The sequence below is a fragment of the Streptomyces sp. CG 926 genome (genome assembly GCF_003148825.1).
Lineage (GTDB): Bacteria > Actinomycetota > Actinomycetes > Streptomycetales > Streptomycetaceae > Streptomyces.
The window spans coordinates 1-19046 of record NZ_QGGZ01000018.1; the positions used below are offsets into that span (position 1 = coordinate 1).

At 72.6% G+C, this 19046-nt stretch carries 17 protein-coding genes; 5 read left to right on the forward strand and 12 right to left on the reverse strand.

Annotated features, from left to right (window positions below):
* A partial coding sequence (locus tag BCL76_RS39440) for a hypothetical protein (protein ID WP_219934012.1) occupies positions 1-213 on the forward strand: 213 nt, incomplete at its 5' end.
* Positions 214-399: 186 nt separating this feature from the next.
* On the opposite strand, the gene BCL76_RS34815 is transcribed toward BCL76_RS39440, so the two are convergent.
* Positions 400-1407, reverse strand: coding sequence for a stage II sporulation protein M (locus tag BCL76_RS34815; RefSeq protein ID WP_109783388.1), 1008 nt, complete (start codon positions 1405-1407; stop codon positions 400-402).
* Between the two features lie 114 nt (positions 1408-1521).
* On the opposite strand from BCL76_RS34815, the gene BCL76_RS34820 reads away from it, so the two are divergent.
* Entirely contained in the window at positions 1522-2454 is a 933-nt protein-coding gene (locus BCL76_RS34820) for an RDD family protein (protein ID WP_109783459.1), read from the forward strand.
* Positions 2455-2458: 4 nt separating this feature from the next.
* On the opposite strand, the gene BCL76_RS34825 is transcribed toward BCL76_RS34820, so the two are convergent.
* Together BCL76_RS34825 and ahcY are read right to left on the reverse strand one after the other, a co-directional pair.
* A complete protein-coding gene (locus BCL76_RS34825; protein WP_109783389.1) occupies positions 2459-3088 on the reverse strand; it encodes a hypothetical protein in 630 nt (209 codons plus the stop codon).
* Positions 3089-3201: 113 nt separating this feature from the next.
* The gene (gene ahcY / locus BCL76_RS34830) at positions 3202-4638 is read right to left on the reverse strand and encodes an adenosylhomocysteinase (protein ID WP_109783390.1); all 1437 of its coding nucleotides are present in this window, start codon (positions 4636-4638) and stop codon (positions 3202-3204) included.
* Between the two features lie 456 nt (positions 4639-5094).
* On the opposite strand from ahcY, the gene lepB reads away from it, so the two are divergent.
* Positions 5095-5793, forward strand: a complete 699-nt coding sequence (gene lepB / locus BCL76_RS34835) for a signal peptidase I (RefSeq protein ID WP_375137999.1) — start codon at positions 5095-5097, stop codon at positions 5791-5793.
* 67 nt (positions 5794-5860) lie between these two features.
* On the opposite strand, the gene BCL76_RS34840 is transcribed toward lepB, so the two are convergent.
* From BCL76_RS34840 to BCL76_RS34865, 6 genes are all read right to left on the reverse strand, one after another.
* The gene (locus BCL76_RS34840; RefSeq protein ID WP_109783392.1) at positions 5861-6784 is read right to left on the reverse strand and encodes a cation diffusion facilitator family transporter; all 924 of its coding nucleotides are present in this window, start codon (positions 6782-6784) and stop codon (positions 5861-5863) included.
* Positions 6785-6856: 72 nt separating this feature from the next.
* The gene (manA, locus tag BCL76_RS34845; protein ID WP_109783393.1) at positions 6857-8020 is read right to left on the reverse strand and encodes a mannose-6-phosphate isomerase, class I; all 1164 of its coding nucleotides are present in this window, start codon (positions 8018-8020) and stop codon (positions 6857-6859) included.
* Between the two features lie 48 nt (positions 8021-8068).
* On the reverse strand, positions 8069-9202 hold the full coding sequence (locus BCL76_RS34850) for an SIS domain-containing protein (protein WP_109783394.1): 1134 nt from the start codon (positions 9200-9202) through the stop codon (positions 8069-8071).
* Positions 9203-9215: 13 nt separating this feature from the next.
* The gene (locus tag BCL76_RS34855; RefSeq protein ID WP_030724745.1) at positions 9216-9401 is read right to left on the reverse strand and encodes a Trm112 family protein; all 186 of its coding nucleotides are present in this window, start codon (positions 9399-9401) and stop codon (positions 9216-9218) included.
* 229 nt (positions 9402-9630) lie between these two features.
* Positions 9631-11004 carry a phosphomannomutase/phosphoglucomutase gene (locus tag BCL76_RS34860; protein WP_109783395.1) on the reverse strand — a complete coding sequence of 458 codons (1374 nt, stop codon included), beginning with the start codon at positions 11002-11004 and terminating at the stop codon, positions 9631-9633.
* Between the two features lie 79 nt (positions 11005-11083).
* On the reverse strand, positions 11084-11533 hold the full coding sequence (locus BCL76_RS34865; RefSeq protein ID WP_109783460.1) for a DUF3499 domain-containing protein: 450 nt from the start codon (positions 11531-11533) through the stop codon (positions 11084-11086).
* 15 nt (positions 11534-11548) lie between these two features.
* Here BCL76_RS34865 and BCL76_RS34870 point away from each other — a divergent pair, with 15 nt between their 5' ends.
* On the forward strand, positions 11549-12028 hold the full coding sequence (locus BCL76_RS34870; protein WP_375138000.1) for a metallopeptidase family protein: 480 nt from the start codon (positions 11549-11551) through the stop codon (positions 12026-12028).
* 45 nt (positions 12029-12073) lie between these two features.
* Here BCL76_RS34870 and BCL76_RS34875 read toward each other — a convergent pair whose 3' ends face one another.
* From BCL76_RS34875 to BCL76_RS34885, 3 genes are all read right to left on the reverse strand, one after another.
* Positions 12074-13555 carry a DUF5719 family protein gene (locus BCL76_RS34875; RefSeq protein ID WP_109783397.1) on the reverse strand — a complete coding sequence of 494 codons (1482 nt, stop codon included), beginning with the start codon at positions 13553-13555 and terminating at the stop codon, positions 12074-12076.
* On the reverse strand, positions 13552-17181 hold the full coding sequence (locus tag BCL76_RS34880; RefSeq protein WP_109783398.1) for a glycosyltransferase family 2 protein: 3630 nt from the start codon (positions 17179-17181) through the stop codon (positions 13552-13554). The genes BCL76_RS34875 and BCL76_RS34880 overlap by 4 nt, the downstream gene beginning before the upstream one ends.
* Positions 17182-17548: 367 nt before the next feature.
* Positions 17549-17812, reverse strand: coding sequence for a WhiB family transcriptional regulator (locus tag BCL76_RS34885; RefSeq protein ID WP_003983763.1), 264 nt, complete (start codon positions 17810-17812; stop codon positions 17549-17551).
* A 628-nt stretch (positions 17813-18440) separates the two neighbouring features.
* Between BCL76_RS34885 and BCL76_RS34895 the strand changes: the two genes are divergently transcribed.
* Positions 18441-18992, forward strand: coding sequence for a cysteine dioxygenase (locus BCL76_RS34895; protein WP_109783400.1), 552 nt, complete (start codon positions 18441-18443; stop codon positions 18990-18992).
* Positions 18993-19046 lie beyond the last annotated feature (54 nt).

Genomic DNA, 19046 nt, shown 5'->3' on the forward strand with positions numbered 1-19046 from the left:
TTGAGTTCTCAAGGAACGGACGCTTCCTTTGTACTCACCCTCTCGGGCTTTCCTCCGGGCTTTCGTTCTGTTCTTGCGTTTCCGACTCTATCAGACTCTTTCGTGTCCGACTTCCTCGGCGCTTTCCAGGTATTCGCTTTCGCGTTTTCCCTTTCCGGCGGTTCCGACTCTATCAGAAGTTTTCCACCGGATTTCCCGGCTTCGGATTCCTGAATGAGGAGTCGACTGTGCCCCGCTGGAATTCAATTCCTTTTGGGGGGCGAGAGAGATTTTAAACCATCGCTGCCGAACTTGTCCAGTTCGAGGCAACCGTTCGAATCTACCTCCCCGCGCGCTCCGTGTCAACGGTCTTCGCGGGACAGACGAGGAGACTAGCAGCTCAACGGGCTTGTACGCACATCAGGCCGCGGTCGGGAGCGTCGCCGTGCGGTCGGCCGCCTCGACATCGCCCACATCGCCGGCGCGCGCGGCCCGGCCCCCCAGGACGAAGACGTAGAGCAGGAAGGCGACCTCGGCCGCGACGCCGATCGTGATGCGGGCCCAGGTGGGGAGGCCCGACGGGGTCACGAAGCCCTCGATCAGGCCCGAGACGAAGAGCACCACCGCGAGGCCGATGGCCATGCCGAGTGCGGTGCGGCCCTGTTCCGCGAGGGCCGTGCGGCGGGTGCGGGGGCCAGGGTCGATGACCGTCCAGCCCAGGCGCAGGCCCATGCCCGCGGCCACGAACACCGCCGTCAGTTCGAGCAGGCCGTGCGGAAGGATCAGGCCCAGGAAGACGTCGAGGCGGCCGGCTGAGGCCATCAGGCCGATGCCCACCCCGAGGTTGGCCATGTTGAGGAAGAGGATCCAGAGCACCGGGATGCCCAGGAACGCGCCCAGGACCAGGCAGATCGCCGCAGCCTGGGCGTTGTTCGTCCAGACCTGGGCGGCGAAGGATCCCGCGGGGTGGCTGGAGTAGTACGTCTCGTACTCGCCGCCGGGCTGCGTGAGCGCCTTCAGGTCCTCGGGCGCCGCGATGGCGCTCTGGACCTCCGGGTGCGTGGCTATCCACCAGCCGATGAGCACGCCGACCGCCGTGGAGAGCAGGGCCGTCGGTATCCACCAGGCGCGGCTGCGGTAGACCGCGGCCGGGAAACCCGCCGTGAAGAAGAGCGCGGCGTCGCGCCAGCCGGCCCGGCGGGTGCCGGTCACCGTGGCGCGGGCGCGGGCCACCAACTGGGTCAGCCGGCCGGTGAGCATCGGGTCCGGGGCGCTGGAGCGGATCTGCGAGAGGTGGGTGGAGGTGCGCTGGTAGAGCGCGACGAGTTCGTCGGCCTCGTCACCGGTGAGCTTGCGGCCGCGGCCGAGGAGCTGCTCCAGGCGGTCCCACTCCGCACGGTGTGCGGTCACGAAGACGTCGAGATCCATCCGGTTGCCGCTCCCCTGTCCCAGGTCCCCTGGCCATTGCCTATTCCTAGTGTGGTCAGCTTGGCAGACTGGAGGCCGTAGGGGCGGGGGGCGGGTCAGATGAGAGGTGCTGTGGTGAGCGATCTGGTGACGGGGGACGCGGTCGTCCTGGGGCTGAGGCCCGCGCGGCTGCCGAGCCGCGGGTTGGCGATCCTCCTGGACCTGGCCGTGTACGTCACCGGGTACGTGCTCATCTCCGTCGGGCTGACCATGGCCACCGCCTCGCTGGACCTGGCCGCCCAGGCTGCCGTGGCCGTGGCGACCTTCCTGCTGTTCCTGGTGGGCGTACCGATCGCGGTGGAGACGCTGTCCCACGGGCGGTCGCTCGGCAAGCTCGCCTGCGGGCTGCGGGTCGTACGGGACGACGGCGGACCGATCCGGTTCCGACACGCTCTGGTGCGCGGGGCCATGGGGATCGTGGAGCTGATCCTGACCTTCGGGTCCATCGCGTGCATCGCCTCGCTGGTGTCGGCGCGGGGCCGCCGGCTCGGGGACGTGTTCGCGGGGACGCTGGTGGTCCGGGAGCGGGTGCCGGGGGCGCGCGTGATGCCGGTGCCTCCGCCGCCACCGTGGCTGGCCGGGCGGTTCACCGGGCTGGACCTGTCGGCGGTGCCGGACGGACTGTGGCTGGCGATACGCCAGTACCTGACGCGGATGAACCAGCTGGATCCGCAGGTCGGTGCCGCGATGGCGGTGCGGCTCGCGGACGATCTGGTGGCGCGGACCGGGGCGCCGCCGCCGGCCGGGGTGCCGGCCGCCGCGTTCCTGATGGCCGTGGTGCACGAGCGGCAGACACGGGACGCCGCCCGGGCGTTCCGGCCGGCCGCCGCCGGTCCCGGCGCCGGGTTCGCCCCTGGGCCCGGGCCCGCCCCCGCGCCGATGCCCGGGATGATGCCGATGCCTGTCGTGGCGCCGGTCCCCTACGCGGCTCCCGCGCCCGTGGCACCCGTAGCGCCCGTACCGCCCGCGGCGGCTCCGCGCGCCGGCGGGTTCGCGCCGCCCGCCTGAGCGGTCACTGTTCCTCGAAGGCCGAGGGCGGCGTCTCCAGGTGTTCGAGTTCGATGCCGGGGGCCGAGAGCACCACGTCGCCGGCGATGTGGATCGTGTGGACCTCTCCCGTGTCCAGGGCGCTGACCTGGTACTCGTCCACCAGCAGCAGGCCGCTGTCCGTCGGGTGTTCCTGGCGGGCGACAAGGGCCCAGGCCTGGTCGACCGTACGCGGCGCGAGCACCGGATCGGTGAGAGCCAGCAGCCGGACGCGGGTCGCGGGGGCGCCGAGGGTCGGGCGCAGCAGGCGGGCCGTGGCGACGAGGAAGGCCGGGGAGGTGCCGGTGAAGCCGGGGGCGGCGATGTTGCCCTCGGTGGCCTCGGTGGCCTCGGTGCCGGTGGGGTCGGTACGGACCCAGGTGACGCCGTCGATGGCGGCGCCGCGCACCTGCCAGCTCGCGGCGTTGAGCTCCATGCGGATGGGGCGTCCCAGTTCGTCGATCGCCAGGTCGACGGAGCCTCGGTGGTCCCCGTCCGGTCCGGTGAGCTGGGAGACGTAGCGCCAGCCGGAGGGTCCGGGGGCGCAGTGGAAGTGCTCCTCGCCGAGCGGGGTGTGGTCGTGCGGGTCGTGGAGCGAGTAGCGGCCGCGGGGCATGGTGCGCACTCTTCTTCGGATCGGGAGGGACACGGGGCAGGCCCCCGGCACGGATGCCGGGGGCCTGCTTCACGTTCTGCTGATCTGGACCGATCGGGCTGATCGGGGCGGGATCAGTAGCGGTAGTGGTCCGGCTTGTACGGGCCCTCGACCTGGACGCCGATGTAGGCGGCCTGCTCCGGGCGGAGCGTGGTGAGCTTGACGCCGAGGGCGTCGAGGTGGAGGCGGGCAACCTTCTCGTCGAGGTGCTTCGGGAGCACGTAGACCTCGGTCGGGTACTCCTGCGGCTTGGTGAAGAGCTCGATCTGGGCCAGGGTCTGGTCCGCGAAGGAGTTCGACATCACGAAGGACGGGTGGCCGGTCGCGTTGCCGAGGTTCAGCAGGCGGCCCTCGGAGAGGACGATCAGGACCTTGCCGTCGGGGAACTTCCAGGTGTGGACCTGGGGCTTGACCTCGTCCTTGACGATGCCCTCGATCTTGGCCAGGCCGGCCATGTCGATCTCGTTGTCGAAGTGGCCGATGTTGCCCACGATGGCCTGGTGCTTCATCTTGGCCATGTCGGCGGCCATGATGATGTCCTTGTTGCCGGTGGTGGTGATGAAGATGTCGGCCGTCTCGACGACGTCGTCGAGGGTGGCGACCTGGTATCCGTCCATCGCCGCCTGCAGGGCGCAGATCGGGTCGATCTCGGTGACGATGACGCGGGCGCCCTGGCCGCGCAGCGACTCGGCGCAGCCCTTGCCGACGTCGCCGTAGCCGAAGACGACCGCGACCTTGCCGCCGATGAGGACATCGGTGGCGCGGTTGATGCCGTCGATCAGGGAGTGGCGGCAGCCGTACTTGTTGTCGAACTTCGACTTGGTGACGGCGTCGTTCACGTTGATCGCCGGGAACAGCAGGGTGCCCTCGGACATCATCTCGTAGAGACGGTGGACACCGGTGGTGGTCTCCTCCGTCACGCCGCGGATCTCGGACGCGAGCTGCGTCCACTTCTGCGGGGCCTCGCCGAGCGTGCGGTTGAGCAGGGTGAGGATGTGGGCGTACTCCTCGGAGTCCGCCGTCGACGGGTCCGGGGCGGAGCCGGCCTTCTCGAACTCGACGCCCTTGTGGACGAGGAGGGTGGCGTCACCACCGTCGTCGAGGATCATGTTCGGGCCGCCGGTGGGGGTGTTCGGCCAGGTCAGGGCCTGCTCCGTGCACCACCAGTACTCCTCCAGCGTCTCGCCCTTCCAGGCGAAGACGGGAACGCCCTGGGGGTTCTCCGGGGTGCCGTTCGGACCCACCGCGATGGCCGCGGCGGCGTGGTCCTGGGTGGAGAAGATGTTGCAGGAGGCCCAACGGACGTCGGCGCCGAGGGCGACGAGGGTCTCGATGAGTACGGCGGTCTGCACGGTCATGTGCAGCGAGCCGGTGATGCGGGCGCCGGCCAGGGGCTGCGCCTCGGCGTACTCGGCTCGGATCGACATCAGACCCGGCATCTCGTGCTCGGCCAGGGTGATCTCCTTGCGGCCGAACGCGGCAAGGGAGAGGTCTGCGACCTTGAAGTCCATGGGTGCTGCTCCTCATGGTTCGAGAGGGTGGGTACGGCTGGGCCGTGCGCCGTCCTGGGGACGGGACACCGAGCACAGTCCGTCGGGGGTCCTCTCTCCCCTCGGCCGGTCGCAGGGACCGCCCGACCCGCCATCAGCAGCGACGCCTGACACTGGGCACGAATCTACACCGATCGGCGGAGTCTGCCCCAGTCGACCGGGGAACTGGCCGCGTCTTTCCTCCAGGCCCTGCGGCGAACGCCTCTTGGGCCCGCGGTCGTGCCGACGAGCACCCGCGGGCCCCGGGGCTGATGTCGCGCAAGCCGACGGGCGGCGGGTTCCGGATAGGCCGGCGGAACGCCTCCGACGGGCCCTCAGGTGGTACGAGACCCCGTCGGCGGCCCCGGCTCGACCTGCCCGTACAGTTCGGCCGCACGTCGGATCGAGCAGGACATGGGGCGGGGTATGGGGCGGGGTATGGGACAGCAGGGCCGAGTACCTGGACGTCGACTCGGGTTGGCGTCGGTGACGCTGCTGGTGCTGGGTGCACTTCTGGGCTCCGTCGGGGGTCTCGGCGGGTACTTCTTCATGACGACCAAAGTCATGCCGTCGAGCCACATGGAGCCGACCCTCCCGACGCGCTCCTCGATGGTTTTCAACCTGCTGATCACGAAGGTGAACCGCGGCGACGTGGTGCTCTTCGACGCCTCGGCCTGGGGTGAGCGGCACCAGTCCGTGGAACGGGTGGTCGCGGTGGGCGGCGACCGCATCGCCTACTCGCCCGGGGACCGGACGCTGACCTTGAACGGGAAGCCGCTGGACGAGCCTTACGTCCTGAACGGCGATCCGGTCGCGGGGTCGCCCGGCGCCTTCAGTGTGAAGGTGCCCGAGGGCCGGCTGTTCGTGCTGGGGGACCACCGCGGCAACTCCGCCGACTCCCGCTTCCGGTTCGGGGCGGCGGAGGGCGGGACCGTGCCCGTGTCGGACGTGGCGGGCGCGCTCGTCGAGGAGGACGATCCGCTGCTCGTCGGCCTGCGGACCGCGGCGCTCGTCGGCGGCGCGGTGCTGGCCGCCGGTGCGTTGTCCGGCGCCGCCGCGCTGCGGCTCCGCCGCCGGGCGGCGGCGGACTCGGTGCACCCGGCGTACGCGGGGCTGGTGCCGCCGCCGGGAGACTGAGGGCCTCGGGGGGCACGGCGAAGGCCCCCGCGGGCTGCTGCGCGCGGGGGCCTTCGGCGTACGTGGGTTACTCGGCGGCCTCGGGGCGGTAGATGTCCGGCTCCAGGTAGATCACCCGGGCGATCGGGACCGCCTCGCGGATGCGGGCCTCGGCCGCGTTGATCGCGTCGGCCACCTGGGTCGCGGTGTCGTGGCCCTCGACCGCGATCTTGGCGGCGACCAGCAGTTCCTCCGGGCCCAGGTGCAGGGTGCGCATGTGGATCACGCGGGTGACGACGTCCCCGTCGACGACCGCGGCCTTGATCTTCTCGACGTCCTCGACGCCCGCGGCCTCACCCAGCAGGAGCGACTTGGTCTCCGCGGCCAGGACGATCGCGATGAGGATGAGCAGCACACCGATGCACAGGGTGCCGATGCCGTCCCAGATCCCGTCGCCGGTCAGCAGGGCGAGGCCGACACCGCCGAGGGCCAGGACCAGACCGACGAGGGCGCCGAAGTCCTCCAGGAGGACGACGGGCAGCTCGGGAGCCTTGGCCCGCCGGATGAACTGGGTCCACGTGAGCTTGCCGCGGATCTCGTTCGATTCCTTGATGGCGGTCCGGAAGGAGAAGGACTCGGCGATGATCGCGAAGAGCAGGACGCCCACGGGCCAGTACCAGGCCTCGATGGGGTGCGGCTCGTGGATCTTCTCGTAGCCCTCGTAGATGGCGAACATGCCACCGACGGTGAAGAGCACGATGGAGACCAGGAAGGCGTAGATGTAGCGCTCGCGGCCGTACCCGAAGGGGTGTTGCGGCGTCGCCTCGCGCTGGGCCTTCTTGCCGCCGAGCAGCAGCAGCCCCTGGTTCCCGGAGTCGGCCAGCGAGTGGACGCTTTCCGCGAGCATCGACGAGGAGCCGCTGAAGAGGAATGCCACGAATTTGGCTACAGCGATGGCGAGGTTGGCGGCGAGTGCCGCCACGATCGCCTTGGTACCGCCCGACGCGCTCATGGGTGCAGGGTGTCCTTCCTAGCCACTGACTACCGGCCGCACATTGTTGCAGCCGGTAGGAGGGACGCTACGTCAGACCACCACGGTGGCCCGGAAGATCGTCCCGCTTCCGGACAGTTCGACCTTTTCGCCCGCCGGCACGAAGACCGACTCGCCCGGGGACAGGGCCAGTTCACCGGCGCGCGGGGACCCGGCCGTGCAGAGCAGGATCTGCGGGGCGTCGTGCGGGAGCACGCGGGTGGCGCCACCGGGCGCGAGGAGGAAGCGGGAGAGCCGGAATTCGTCGATGGGGGTCTCGTAGACCTCCTCGCCCTCGGGGGACGCCTCGGGGCGCAGTACGACCGGGTCGCTGGGCTCGAACTTCACGACCTTCAGCAGCTCCGGCACATCCACGTGCTTGGGGGTGAGCCCGCAGCGCAGCACGTTGTCGGAGTTGGCCATGAGCTCGACTCCGAGGCCGTCGAAGTAGGCGTGCGGGATGCCGGCACCGAGGAACATGGCCTCACCGGGCTGGAGTCGGACGTGATTGAGGAGCATGGCCGCGATCACGCCGGGGTCGCCCGGGTAGTCGTGGACGAGTGAGGCGTAGGGCTTGTACGGGCCTCCGAGGCGTTCGGCGGCGGCCGCGGCCTCGGTCACCGTAGCGGCCATCTCCGCGCGGTCCGCGGTCAGTACGGCGGTGAGCACCTCGCGCAGGGCCGCCTCGATGGGGTGGGCGCGCAACAGGTCGACGTACGGTTCGAGCGAGTCGACGCCGAGGCCGGCGAGGAGTTCGGCGGCCTCCAGGGGCGGGCGGAAACCGCACAGGCCGTCGAAGGGGGTGAGCGCGCAGATCAGCTCGGGCTTGTGGTTGGCGTCCTTGTAGTTGCGGTGGCCCGCGTCGATCGGGACGCCTCGGCGCTCCTCGTCGGCGTAGCCCTCCTTGGCCTGGGCCAGGTCGGGGTGGACCTGGAGGGAGAGCGGGGCGCCGGCGGCGAGGATCTTGAGGAGGAAGGGCAGCCGGGGGCCGAACTTGGCGACGGCGGCCGCGCCGAGCTCGCGCTCGGGGCCGGCGGCGATGACGTCCGACAGGGTGGTCTCGCCGGTTCCGCGGTCGAGGCGGGAGGGGGCGCCGGGGTGGGCGCCCATCCACATCTCGGCCTGGGGCTCACCCGTGGGCTCCACCCCGAGGAGGGTGGGGATGGCGGTGGTGGATCCCCAGGCGTAGGGGCGGATCGTGTTCGTCAGGCGGTCCATCGGTCGTCTTCCTGGATCTGGATGAAGGGGTGGGCACGGATGTGTGCCTCAGGTGCGTCCCCCGGAGGCCAGCGCCAGGTAGGCGGTGGCGAAATCCGTGACGGCGAGAAGTTCGGCGAGCTGTTCCAGCTCCACGCCCTCCTCGGGTTCGAGTTCGCTGATGGCCGTGTCGTGGCTGAGGGCGAGTTCGCGGGCGGCGGGGGCGGCGCTGAGGCCCCCGGCGGGCCGGTCGCGCAGCAGGACGACGCGGGCGCGCAGGGCCTGGGGTTCGTCGACCCGGTCACGGAAGAAGTCGTCGGGGTCGGCTCCGGCGGCGAAGGCTCCGGCGAGCAGGACGCCGTGGGCGGGGAGCGCCTCGGGGAGGGTCGCGGCCAGTGCGGGGCGGCCGGCGAGTTCGGCGAGGGTCGCGGCGAAGCGGCGGCCCGCGGAGCCGGCGGCGGTGCCCTCGCTCCAGATGAGCGGGAGGGAGTCGGCCAGCTCGGCGGCGAGGGTCTTGGCCGGGTTGGAGTACGTGACGATGGCCGGGCCGCAGCGTTCGGCGGTGCGGTCGAGCCGGTCGGCGACGAGCTGCAGGGTGTCGGGGGCGGCGGTGATCAGGCCGACCCGGTCCAGGAGCACGAGCAGGGGTGTGAGCAGGGCCCACAGGGCGCCCGGTCCGGCCGCGGCGGACTCGTCGTACTCCTGGTACGGGGCCTTGGCCATCGGTACGAGGAGCCCGTGCGCGCCGTCCACCGCCTCGCTCAGCGGTGAGCGCTCGGGGGCGACGGCCACGACGGTGCAGCCGCGGCGGTACGCCTGCTCGGCGAGGACGGCGAGCCCGGGCTCGGTGCCGTCGGTGGTGGCGAGGAGCAGCAGGTCCACGGGGCCGGCCCAGCCGGGCAGCGCCCAGCGCAGCGCGCCGGCCGCGTGGGCGACGCCGGTGGGGTGGAGCCGGATGACGGGTGCGGAGGCTCCGGCGAGGGCGCCCAGCAGGTCGGCGACGCCGGTGGCGGCGGTACCGGGACCGGCGATCAGGACGGTGCGGGGGCGGCCGTCGGGGCGGAGGTCGGCGAGGCCCGCCTCGGTCGCGTGCCGGGCCGCGGTGCGGACTCTGGCGCCGGCTTCGGCGGCGCCGCGGAGCAGGCCGCGGCGGTCGGAGCGGGCGAGGGCGTCGGGGGCGTCGAGGAGCGACTCGTCGAGCATGCGGGCTCCCTAATCAGGCGGGGCGGCGGGCCTCGTCCACGAGGAGGACCGGGATGCCGTCCCGGACGGGGTACGCGAGGCCGCAGTCCTGGCCGGTGCAGATCAGCTCGGGGGCCGTCTCGTCGGCCGACTTGTCCTGGAGCGGCGAGTGGCAGGCGGGGCAGGCGAGGATCTGCAGGAGTCCGGCTTCGAGCGGCATGGGGCGGTTCCCTTCGGGCATGCGGTTGGGGGGTCAGCGTACCGCCGAGTCACCTCCGGTGCGGGCCGGGTGGGTGCCGGTGCGGGCCGACGGTCGCCGGCGCGGCGCCCGTGCGGGCCGGGGCTCCGCCCCTCGGGGGAACCCCGGCTCCGCCGGGCACCAGGCTCTGCCCGGACCCCGCGCCTCAAACGCCGGCGGGGCTGACTTCGGCGGGGCTGCTTTGCGTGGGTTAGATCTTGCGGATGAGGGCCAGGACCTCGTCGCGGGTCTTCGCCAGGGTGGCGGCGTCGCGGGCCTCGACGTTCAGGCGGAGCAGGGGCTCCGTGTTGGAGGCGCGGACGTTGAGCCACCAGTCGGTCGAGGACACGGTCAGGCCGTCGAGCTCGTCCAGGGTGACGTCCTCGCGGGCGCCGTAGATGTCCTTGATCTCGGCGACGCGGGCGGCCTGGTCGGCGACCGTCGAGTTGATCTCGCCCGAGCCCTTGTAGCGGTCGTACGAGGAGACCAGGGAGGAGAGGGTGTCCTGCTGGCCGCCGAGGGCCGCCAGGACGTGGAGCGCGGCGAGCATGCCGGTGTCCGCGTTCCAGAAGTCCTTGAAGTAGTAGTGCGCGGAGTGCTCGCCGCCGAAGATGGCGCCGGTCTTGGCCATCTCCTCCTTGATGAAGGAGTGGCCGACGCGGGTGCGGACGGGGGTGCCGCCGTGCTCGCGGACGACCTCGGGGACGGACCAGGAGGTGATCAGGTTGTGGATGACGGTGCCCTTGCCGCCGTTGCGGGCCAGCTCGCGGGCCGCGACCAGGGCGGTGATCGCCGACGGGGAGACGGCCTCGCCGCGCTCGTCGACGATGAAGCAGCGGTCGGCGTCGCCGTCGAAGGCGATGCCGAGGTCCGCGCCTTCGGCCAGTACGCGGGCCTGCAGGTCCACGATGTTCTTCGGGTCGAGGGGGTTCGCCTCGTGGTTCGGGAACGTCCCGTCCAGCTCGAAGTACATGGGGACCAGGTCGAGGGGGAGGCCCTCGAAGACGGTGGGGACGGTGTGGCCGCCCATGCCGTTGCCCGCGTCGACGACGACCTTGAGCGGGCGGATGGCGGTGAGGTCGACCAGGCCCGTCAGGTGCGCGGCGTAGCCGGCGAGGGTGTCCTGCTCGGTGATCGTGCCGGGGACGGTGCCGGCGGCGACGGCGGGGGCGCCCTCGTCGGTCCACTGCTCCGCCAGCTCGCGGATGCGCGAGAGGCCGGTGTCCTGGCCCACGGGGGCCGCGCCGGCGCGGCAGAGCTTGATGCCGTTGTACTGGGCCGGGTTGTGGGAGGCCGTGAACATCGCGCCGGGGAGGTTCAGCTCGCCGGACGCGTAGTACAGCTGGTCGGTGGAGCACAGGCCGATCAGGGTGACGTCCACGCCGCGGGCGGCCGCACCGCGCGCGAAGGCGGCGGACAGGCCCGGAGAGGAGGGGCGCATGTCGTGGCCGATCACGATCGCCGTGGCGCCGGTGACCTCGACGAAGGCGGCACCGAACAGTTCGGCCAGCGGCTCGTCCCATTCGTCCGGTACGACGCCTCGTACGTCATATGCCTTGACGATGTTCGTAAGATCTGCGGCCACTGCCTGCCCTCCTGAGGTGCTCTGTGCGGTTCGGCAAACCTACCTCGAACCTGGAGGGGCTTTTCAGACGGTCCTGACGTCAGGAATCGGGCGAACGCAAGACCCGCAGGTGTCCGCGACGGGTCTCGCCGGGGACCGGGCGGCTTTGACCGGAACCGCCGGCCTCCACCGCCCGCTCGGGCGGGCGGGCCGCCTCGCGTACGGCGTTGGCGAGGGCTTCGAGATCGTCGCCGCTGGGCCGGGACGGCGCGGAGCCGTCGGACAGGCGCACGACGTCCCAGCCGCGCGGCGCGGTCAGGCGCTCCGAGTGCTCGGCGCACAGGTCGTAGCAGTGGGGTTCGGCGTAGGTGGCGAGCGGGCCGAGAACTGCGGTCGAATCGGCGTAGACGTACGTCAGTGTCGCGACGGCAGGGCGGCCGCACGCAGTGCGCGAACAGCGACGTACAAGGCTCACGACGTTGGACGGTACCGCACTCTTGACCGGGCCGCGACGACTCCACCGCCGTGCACTCCCCCGTGTCGTGCTCAGGGCTACCCTGCGGGGGTGACGGACACCCCTCTTCCCCCTTGCCCCGCAGAGCCCCCCGCGGGGGCCCCGGCCGAGCCGCGCCCGCGTCGGCGGGACCGGCACGGGCGCGGGATGCGCGGTCCGGTGGCCCCTCCTCAGGTGCCGCTGTCGGCGAGCCGGTCGGAGCTGTTCGGGGACCTCGTACGGGACTCCGTGGAGCGGCTGGAGCGGCGCTGGCCGCAGCTGTCGGACGTGGAGTTCCTGATCGGTGACGTACCCGGGCCGCCCGGCGGTCCGGACGGAGGCTGGAACGACGAGGCGGTGCCGCTGGGCGCGGTGCAGGAGTCCCGCGAGGGCCGGCCCGCCCGGATCGTGGTGTTCCGGCGGCCTGTGGAGATCCGTACCAAGACGCGGGACGAGAAGGCGGTGCTGGTCCACGAGATCGTGGTGGAGCAGGTCGCGGAACTGCTGGGGCTCTCGCCGGAGACGGTCGACCCCCGGTACGGCGAGAACTAGGCCGAGGCCGGGGCCGGCCCGGCTCTCACGTACCGGGGTTCCTGGTCAGCGGGTCAGGACGGAGAGGTCCTGGGCGGCCTTGGGGACCGAGACGGTGGAGTGGTCGTCCGAGAAGGCCTGGACGGTGAACATCGCGATGCCCTCGTGCGGGAGGGACAGCGTGCGGGCCGCGTGGACCGGGCCGCCCGAAAGGGTCTCGACGGTGAGGGCGTAGGAGCCCTTTCCGCCCGCCGGGGCCAGGGCCACCGTCTGCGTGGTGCCCGCCTTGACCGTGACCTCCTGGGAGGCCGGCTCGCCGCCGCCGGTGCCCGGCGAGGCGGTCACCTTGACCTTCGCGTCGGCGCCGGGCGCGGTCAGCGCCAGCACGGTGGTGTTCTCCTCGGGCCGGTTGTCGGCCACGGTCGCCCGTACGCCGACCGGTGCGGTGGCGGGGATGAAGCCGATCTCCTGTTTGGCGCCGCTGCCACGCACCACTCGTAGGGCCGCGACGACCGGGGCGGACTTCTTGGGGTCGGAGGGGGTCAGCAGCAGCGAGCCGGGCTCGCCGCGGGTCAGGTCCTTGAGGTCCACGGCCGCCGTCATCCCGGCCTTGACGTGCAGCTGCTCGTTGCCCGCCGGGCTGATCGAGCCGCCCGGTGCGGCCAGGCGCACCTTCAGGTCCGCGTCCTCCGCGCCCGGTGCGAAGACGACCAGCCGTACGGAGGAGGCGTCCGCCGGGATGCCCGGCAGGACGAGCGAGCCCGCCGGGTCGGCGGCGGCCGGCAGCCAGTCGGCGCCCACCCCCTCCTCGCCGACCTGCACCGATGCGCCGACCCGGCCCGCGCGGGTGGTCACGTGGGCCGTGGCGTCCGCGAGCTGGGCGCCCGGGACGAGGGTGGACAGCAGGACGGTCTTGGTGGACTTGGGGTCGACCCGGATGCCGTCGCTGCCGGCGTCGGGCTTGGCCGGACCGTCCGGGCCGAAGAGCTTGATGTCGACGATGGCGGCGGCGTCGTCGGGGTTGGTGAGGTGGACGTAGTCCTCGCGCCCCTTGGCCGTGCCGACCGCGGGGAACCAGAAGTCGGTGCCGGGGGCGGTGCAGCCGACGCCGAGCACGCCGCGGGTGCGGCCGACCGAGACCTTGGTGGTCAGCTGTGCGGTCCAGCCGGGGGCGAGGGCGCCCTCGGCGCTGCCGGTGAGGGCGGGTGCGTCGGCGCCGCCGGCGGTGGCTCCGAAGGGCTTGCCCGGCTCCTTGGGCTCCAGCACCGGCTTGGCCTCCGCGGTCGCGCCGAGCAGCCGGGCCGAGCCCTTGCCGGCGCCGGCGGGGGCGCCGGGGGTGAAGGCCGTGTACGTGGTCTCGGCGATGTCCGAGGAGCTGGGCCCCGGGCACACCAGCAGGGACCGCTCCACCGGCATCCGGGCCGCGGTGGCGGCCTTGGTGTCGGCCGCCTTGCCGTCGGTGGCGGGTGCGGTGAGGGCGGCGACACCGGTGAGGGCGGCCAGGGCCGCGGTCACCGCCGCCAGCGTGAGGGGTGCGCGCTGCTTCACTGCTGGGGGCTCCCGTCCGGGCGCTGGTCGTACGGCGGGTAGGGCTCGTACGGGTAGGGGTACTGCTGCTGGTCCGGGTCCTGGACCGGCTGGTGCTGCGGCTGCTGCGGGTACGGGTCCTCGTAGGCCTGGCCGGCCTGCCCGCCCTGCTGTCCGCCCTGCTGGTCGTACTGCGGGTACGGGGCGTAGGGGGCCTGCTGCTGCGGCTCGTAGGCGTAGCCGCCCTGGTCGCCGTAGGCCTGGTAGGCGTAGCCGTCGTCGCCGTACACGGGCTGCGCCGGGATCTGCGCGTACGGGTCGGCGACCTCGGCGGTCTCCACCGGTACGGGGGCCGGTTCGGCCTCGGCGCGCAGTCGGCGGGCTCGGCGGCCCTCGCCGGCCTCGCCCGGGCCGGGCCGGGACGGGATCGCGGCCTCCTCCTCCGGCAGGTCGTCGTCGAGTTCGGCGCGGCGGCCGGGCAGGGCCATCACCAGCAGGACCAGGGCGAGCAGGCCCTGGGTCCAGTACCAGGCGGTCCGCAGCAGGGAGTCCTCGTGGACGAGGTCGAGGCGGCCGCCGTCGGCGGGCAGCTCGAAGCCCTGCGCCCAGCCGTCGACGGTCTTGGGCCTCAGGGCCTTGCCGTCGAGGGTGGCCTGCCAGCCCTCGTCGGCCCGGTCGGCGATGCGCAGGACGCGGCCCGCGGCACCGGCGGGGATCTTGCTGTGGGCCTCGACGGGTCCGGCGGCGACGGGGATCGGGGCCTCGCCCTGCTTGCCGGAGACGATGACGGCGCGCGGCAGCCAGGGTTCGACGCCCCACAGGGCGGTGCCGTCCTGCTGGTGGCGGCGGCTGAGGCCCGGGGTGGCGTCGAGGACGCGGCGGATCTCCTCGGGGCCGCCGGGGCGGAACATCACGAAGCGGATGGCGTAGGCGCTGAGCTGGCTGGACTGGTCGGCGCCGGAGCCTGCGACGAGGTTGGAGACGACCTTGTCGAGGCGGGCGTCGCCGCCGGTGCGGGCGGTGACCTCCGCGTCGCCGATGCGGCCGCCGGAGCCACGGACGAGGCTGTAGGAGACGGTGGCGGGCGGGTCCAGGTCGAGGACCAGGGTGCGGGTCTGGTTGTCGTCGCCGCCCGCGTCCGCGACGAAGGCCGGGACCTGTACGGGGTCGCGGCGCTGCAGCGGGCCGTCGGCGCCGGCGACCATCCAGGTGGCGGCGGCGATCAGCGGTCCTACGGCGGCGGCCAGGGCGATGAGGGCGGCCAGCGGCTGGCGCCAGCCGAAGCTGCGGGCGGCGACGCGTTCCTTGGCCCCGTCGGCGCCGAGCGCGGCGGCCGCGAGCAGGGCGAGCCCGTAGACGAGGGTGGCGGGTCCGGCCCAGGCGGTGCGGTTGAGGACGACGGCGAGGAGCAGTCCGGCCAGGGCGGCGGCCCAGGCGGTGCGGACGGCGAAGGCGCGGTCGGTGCGCAGCAGGGCGGCCAGGGCGGCGAGGACGATGCCGACGAGCACCGCTCCGGGGCCGGTGCCGGGGCCGCCGGGGCTGATGGCGAGCAGTCCGAAGGCGTCGGCGGAACCGGCCCCGTAAGGCAGTCCGGCCTCGTGCAGGAGGCGGCCCGGGTGCGTGAGCAGGCCCAGGGACCAGGGGGCGAGGACGACGAGCGGGACGGCGAGGGTGGCGAGCAGTCGCAGGCCGTACGCCTTCCAGTGCGCCCGGCGCAGGACCAGCGCGCCGATCCCGAGGGCGGCGGCCATCGGCCATACGACGGGGGTGAAGGCGGTGGTGAGGGTGAGCAGCAGGATGTACGTCCACACCGCGCGCCGGCCGCCCCGTCGGTCGGCGGCTTCCGCGCCGTCGGCGAGGTCGAAGGCGGCGACGGCGGCGCGGGCGAGGAGCGGGAGCACGACGGCGAGGACGGCGGTGCCGAGGCGGCCGCCGGCGAGGGCTCCGGTGACGGCGGGCAGGAAGGCGTAGGCGACGGCCGCCCAGGCGCGCAGCAGCCGGGATTCGACGAGCGGCCGGGAGGCGAAGTAGGCGGTGAGGCCGGCGAGCGGGACGGATCCGACGAGGAGCAGGGTCAGGGCGGCCTGGGTGGATCCGAACAGCAGGGTGGCGAGGGCGCCGAGCACGGCCAGGTAGGGCGGCGCGGAGTCGGTGGAGCCGGTGCCGACGGCGTGCCAGCCGTCGGTGTAGGCGCCCCAGAGGTCGGAGCCGCTCGCGGGGGCGGGCAGCAGGGCGCCGCCCATCAGGGAGCCGCCGCCGATCAGGGCGCGGCAGGCGGCGAGGGAGACGAGGGCCAGGAGGGCGAGGAGGAGCGGCGCGGGGTTGCGGGCGAGTCGCTTGAGGCGGGCGAAGCGCTCGGTCTCCACCAGGTACTCGCCGTCCTCGCGGGGGGCGTCGAGGACGCTGCCTCCGCCGTGCCGGCCCGCGGGGGCGGCGGCGGTGTCGCGGTCGCCGCCGAAGTAGCCGGCGAGTTGTTCCGCGTTGGCCCGCAGGGAGGCTCCCGGCGGGGGGAAGAGCGGGCGCAGTTCGGCGGCGGGGACGGCGGGGCGACGACGGGCCTTGCGGGCGGCGAGGAGCCGGCCGGGGCGCAGCAGGGTGGCGAGCAGGCCGGTGAGCTCGTCGACGGCTTGGCCGGGGGCCTTGCCGATGAGGTAGGCGAGGGTGCGGAGCACGGTGCCGAGCAGGACGCGCAGCAGGACGTACGGCAGGGCGCGGCCGGAGCTGTTGGCGAGGATCGTGTAGACGGCGCCGGCCTTGTCGACGCGGTGCGGGCCGGCGGTGGTGCGGCCGGCGCAGTCGACGGTGCGGCGTTCGCGGGCGGCGGCCTCGGCGTGCCGCAGGACGGCGTCGGGGGCGACGAGGACGGTGTGGCCGGCGCTCTGGGCGCGCCAGCACAGGTCGACGTCGTCGCGCATCAGCGGCAGGCGCCGGTCGAAGCCGCCGAGCTCGTCGTAGACGTCGCGGCGGACGAGCATGCCGGCGGTGGAGACGGACAGGACGGGGCGGACCTGGTCGTGCTGGCCCTGGTCCTGTTCGCGGCGGTCGAGGCCGGTCCAGCGGCGGCCGCTGCGGGCGATGGTGACGCCGGCTTCGAGGAGCTGCTTCTTGTCGTACCAGCCGCGGAGCTTGGGGCCGATGATCGCGGCGTCGGGGTTCTCGTCGGCGACGCGGAGCAGTTCGGTGAGGGCGTCGGGTTCGGGGGCGCTGTCGTCGTGCAGGAGCCAGAGCCACTGGACGGGTTCGCCGTGGGGCAGGTCGGGCAGGTCGTACGTGTCGTCGCGCCAGGTGCGGCTCACGGGGTCCCAGCCGCTGGGGCGCTTGAGGTACGGGAGGTCCTCGGGGGTCAGGGTGCCCGCGTTGCGTGCGGATTCGTCGACCGCGGTGCCGAAGCCGGTGCGGCGGGCGAGGTGCAGGACGCGGTCGTCGCCGAGGGCCTCGGTGAGCAGGCGCGCGGATTCGTCGGCGCTGCCGGTGTCGGCGGCGATGTGGTTCTGCGCGGGGCGTTCCTGGCCGAGGAGGCCGGCGAGTGTCCGGGGCAGCCAGCGGGCGCCGTCATGGGCGACGAGGACCGCGGTGACGACGTGCCGGGGGAACTCGGGTGTGGCTGGGGCCTGGTAGGAGGCCGTCGACTGGCTGTGCAGGGACATCGCGGTACGGGCCCTCCGGCCGGGGGTCCGGGGGTGGTGTGCCCTCGGAGGCTGCTGGACAGCGCCCCACCCTAACGGCTGCCACGACAGCGGTCCGCCTCCTGCGGGGAAGGTGCAGGAGGCGGACCGTGTGCGGTGCTGTGTATCGCGCTCGTCGTCCCGTTCGGCGCACGGTCTGTCATGCGTCGAAGTGCGCTCTGTCGTGCGTTCTGCAATGCCCTGTGCGAGGCGTCGTGCAGTGCTTCGTGCGGTGCTTCGTGCGGTGTTTCGTGCTGTCGGATCCGCTGTGTGTGCCGTGGTGCGTTCGATATGTCGTGCGCTGTGCGGTAGGCGCCTGACCTGTGGCGCGCCGGCCGCGTCGGCCGTTTCAGACCGCTGCCTTTTTCAGGCGGCGGCGTTCCCGCTCGGACAGACCGCCCCAGATGCCGAATCGCTCGTCGTTGGCGAGGGCGTACTCGAGGCATTCGGAGCGGACTTCGCAGGCGAGGCAGACCTTCTTGGCCTCGCGGGTGGAGCCGCCCTTCTCGGGAAAGAAGGACTCGGGGTCGGTCTGGGCGCACAGAGCGCGCTCCTGCCACCCGAGCTCTTCGTCCGCCTCCTCGACCAGCAGTTCCTGAAACAGCTCGGTCATGTGCGCCCCTCGCTCTGTCTGTGCGTCCCCGTGACGATGCCGTCACTGATTGCTACGTAACGACACGAGTGAAATTACAAGTGCGTGGCTCCGGGGCAGTCAAGCCGAGATCTGCTATCGGGCCCCTTATTCACTCTGCGGAACCAAGCCTATGCAGAAAGTGTTCATATCGCCAAAAATCGTGACACATGCCACCGGCACCACGGGATGCCGCCTTTACCCGTATTCCACGTGCCACCTCCGGGCGGGGTTGCGGTCCGGCCGGAGAAGCGGCGCAGATCACATTCAGGTCACGGAAGTCGGGATCTGGTTTGAGCGCCGACACAGCGCCACATCCCCTGCCGCACACTGCACAAACCTTTCTCCGGGCACGGTAACCGGATGAGGTGAAACTTTTACCCCAAACCGGACATTGGGTTGACAGTCCGACCCCGGAGCCGTTCTCCTTGTTCGCATGTCAGCGACCGCAGCCACCACCCGGACCCCCATTCGTGGGTTCCTGTGCGCTGCCCAGGTTCGCTGTTGCTGTTGCAGCTGTTGATGCCCGTGGAGCCTCGGCTCCTCAGAGCTCCGGCCCGCCCCCGCAGCAACCGCCAGCACGACTGACATCCGTCGAGGTACCTCCACGATGAACAGCACGAACAGCGCCACCCCCACCGCTTCCGTCGCCGCGACCGCCACGGCCTCGACGGTCGAGAGCGACCTCCAGATCGCCGGCGACATCCTCGCGGTCCAGCACCTGCTCCAGCCCGCCCGGGAACACCCGGCCACCGTCGCCGAGTTCGCCGGGCTCGCCCGCTCCATCGCCGAGGACCGCGCCTCCTGGGAGCACCTCGTCGAGTACGACGCCACCACCCGCTGGTACCACCGGCTGCGCACCGGCCCCGGGTACGAGGTCTGGCTGCTCAGCTGGGTCCCCGGCCAGGGCAGCGGCCCGCACGACCACGGCGCCTCCTCCGGCGTCATGACCGTCCTGGAGGGCGAGCTCACCGAGCACACCCCCCGCGGCCGCACCGCCCACCGCCCCGGCACCCAGCGCGTCCTCGCCCCCGGCCGTGCCCACGAGGTCGTCAACGACACCCTCGACGGCGCGGTCAGCCTGCACATCTACTTCCCCGGCCTGACCGAGATGCCGATGCACAGCTGCTCCCCGGCCGAATCCGCGTCCGTACCCGCCTGATCCCGTTCGGCCCGACCACCGCCCCTCGACGACAGCCTCCGGCTGACAGACTGT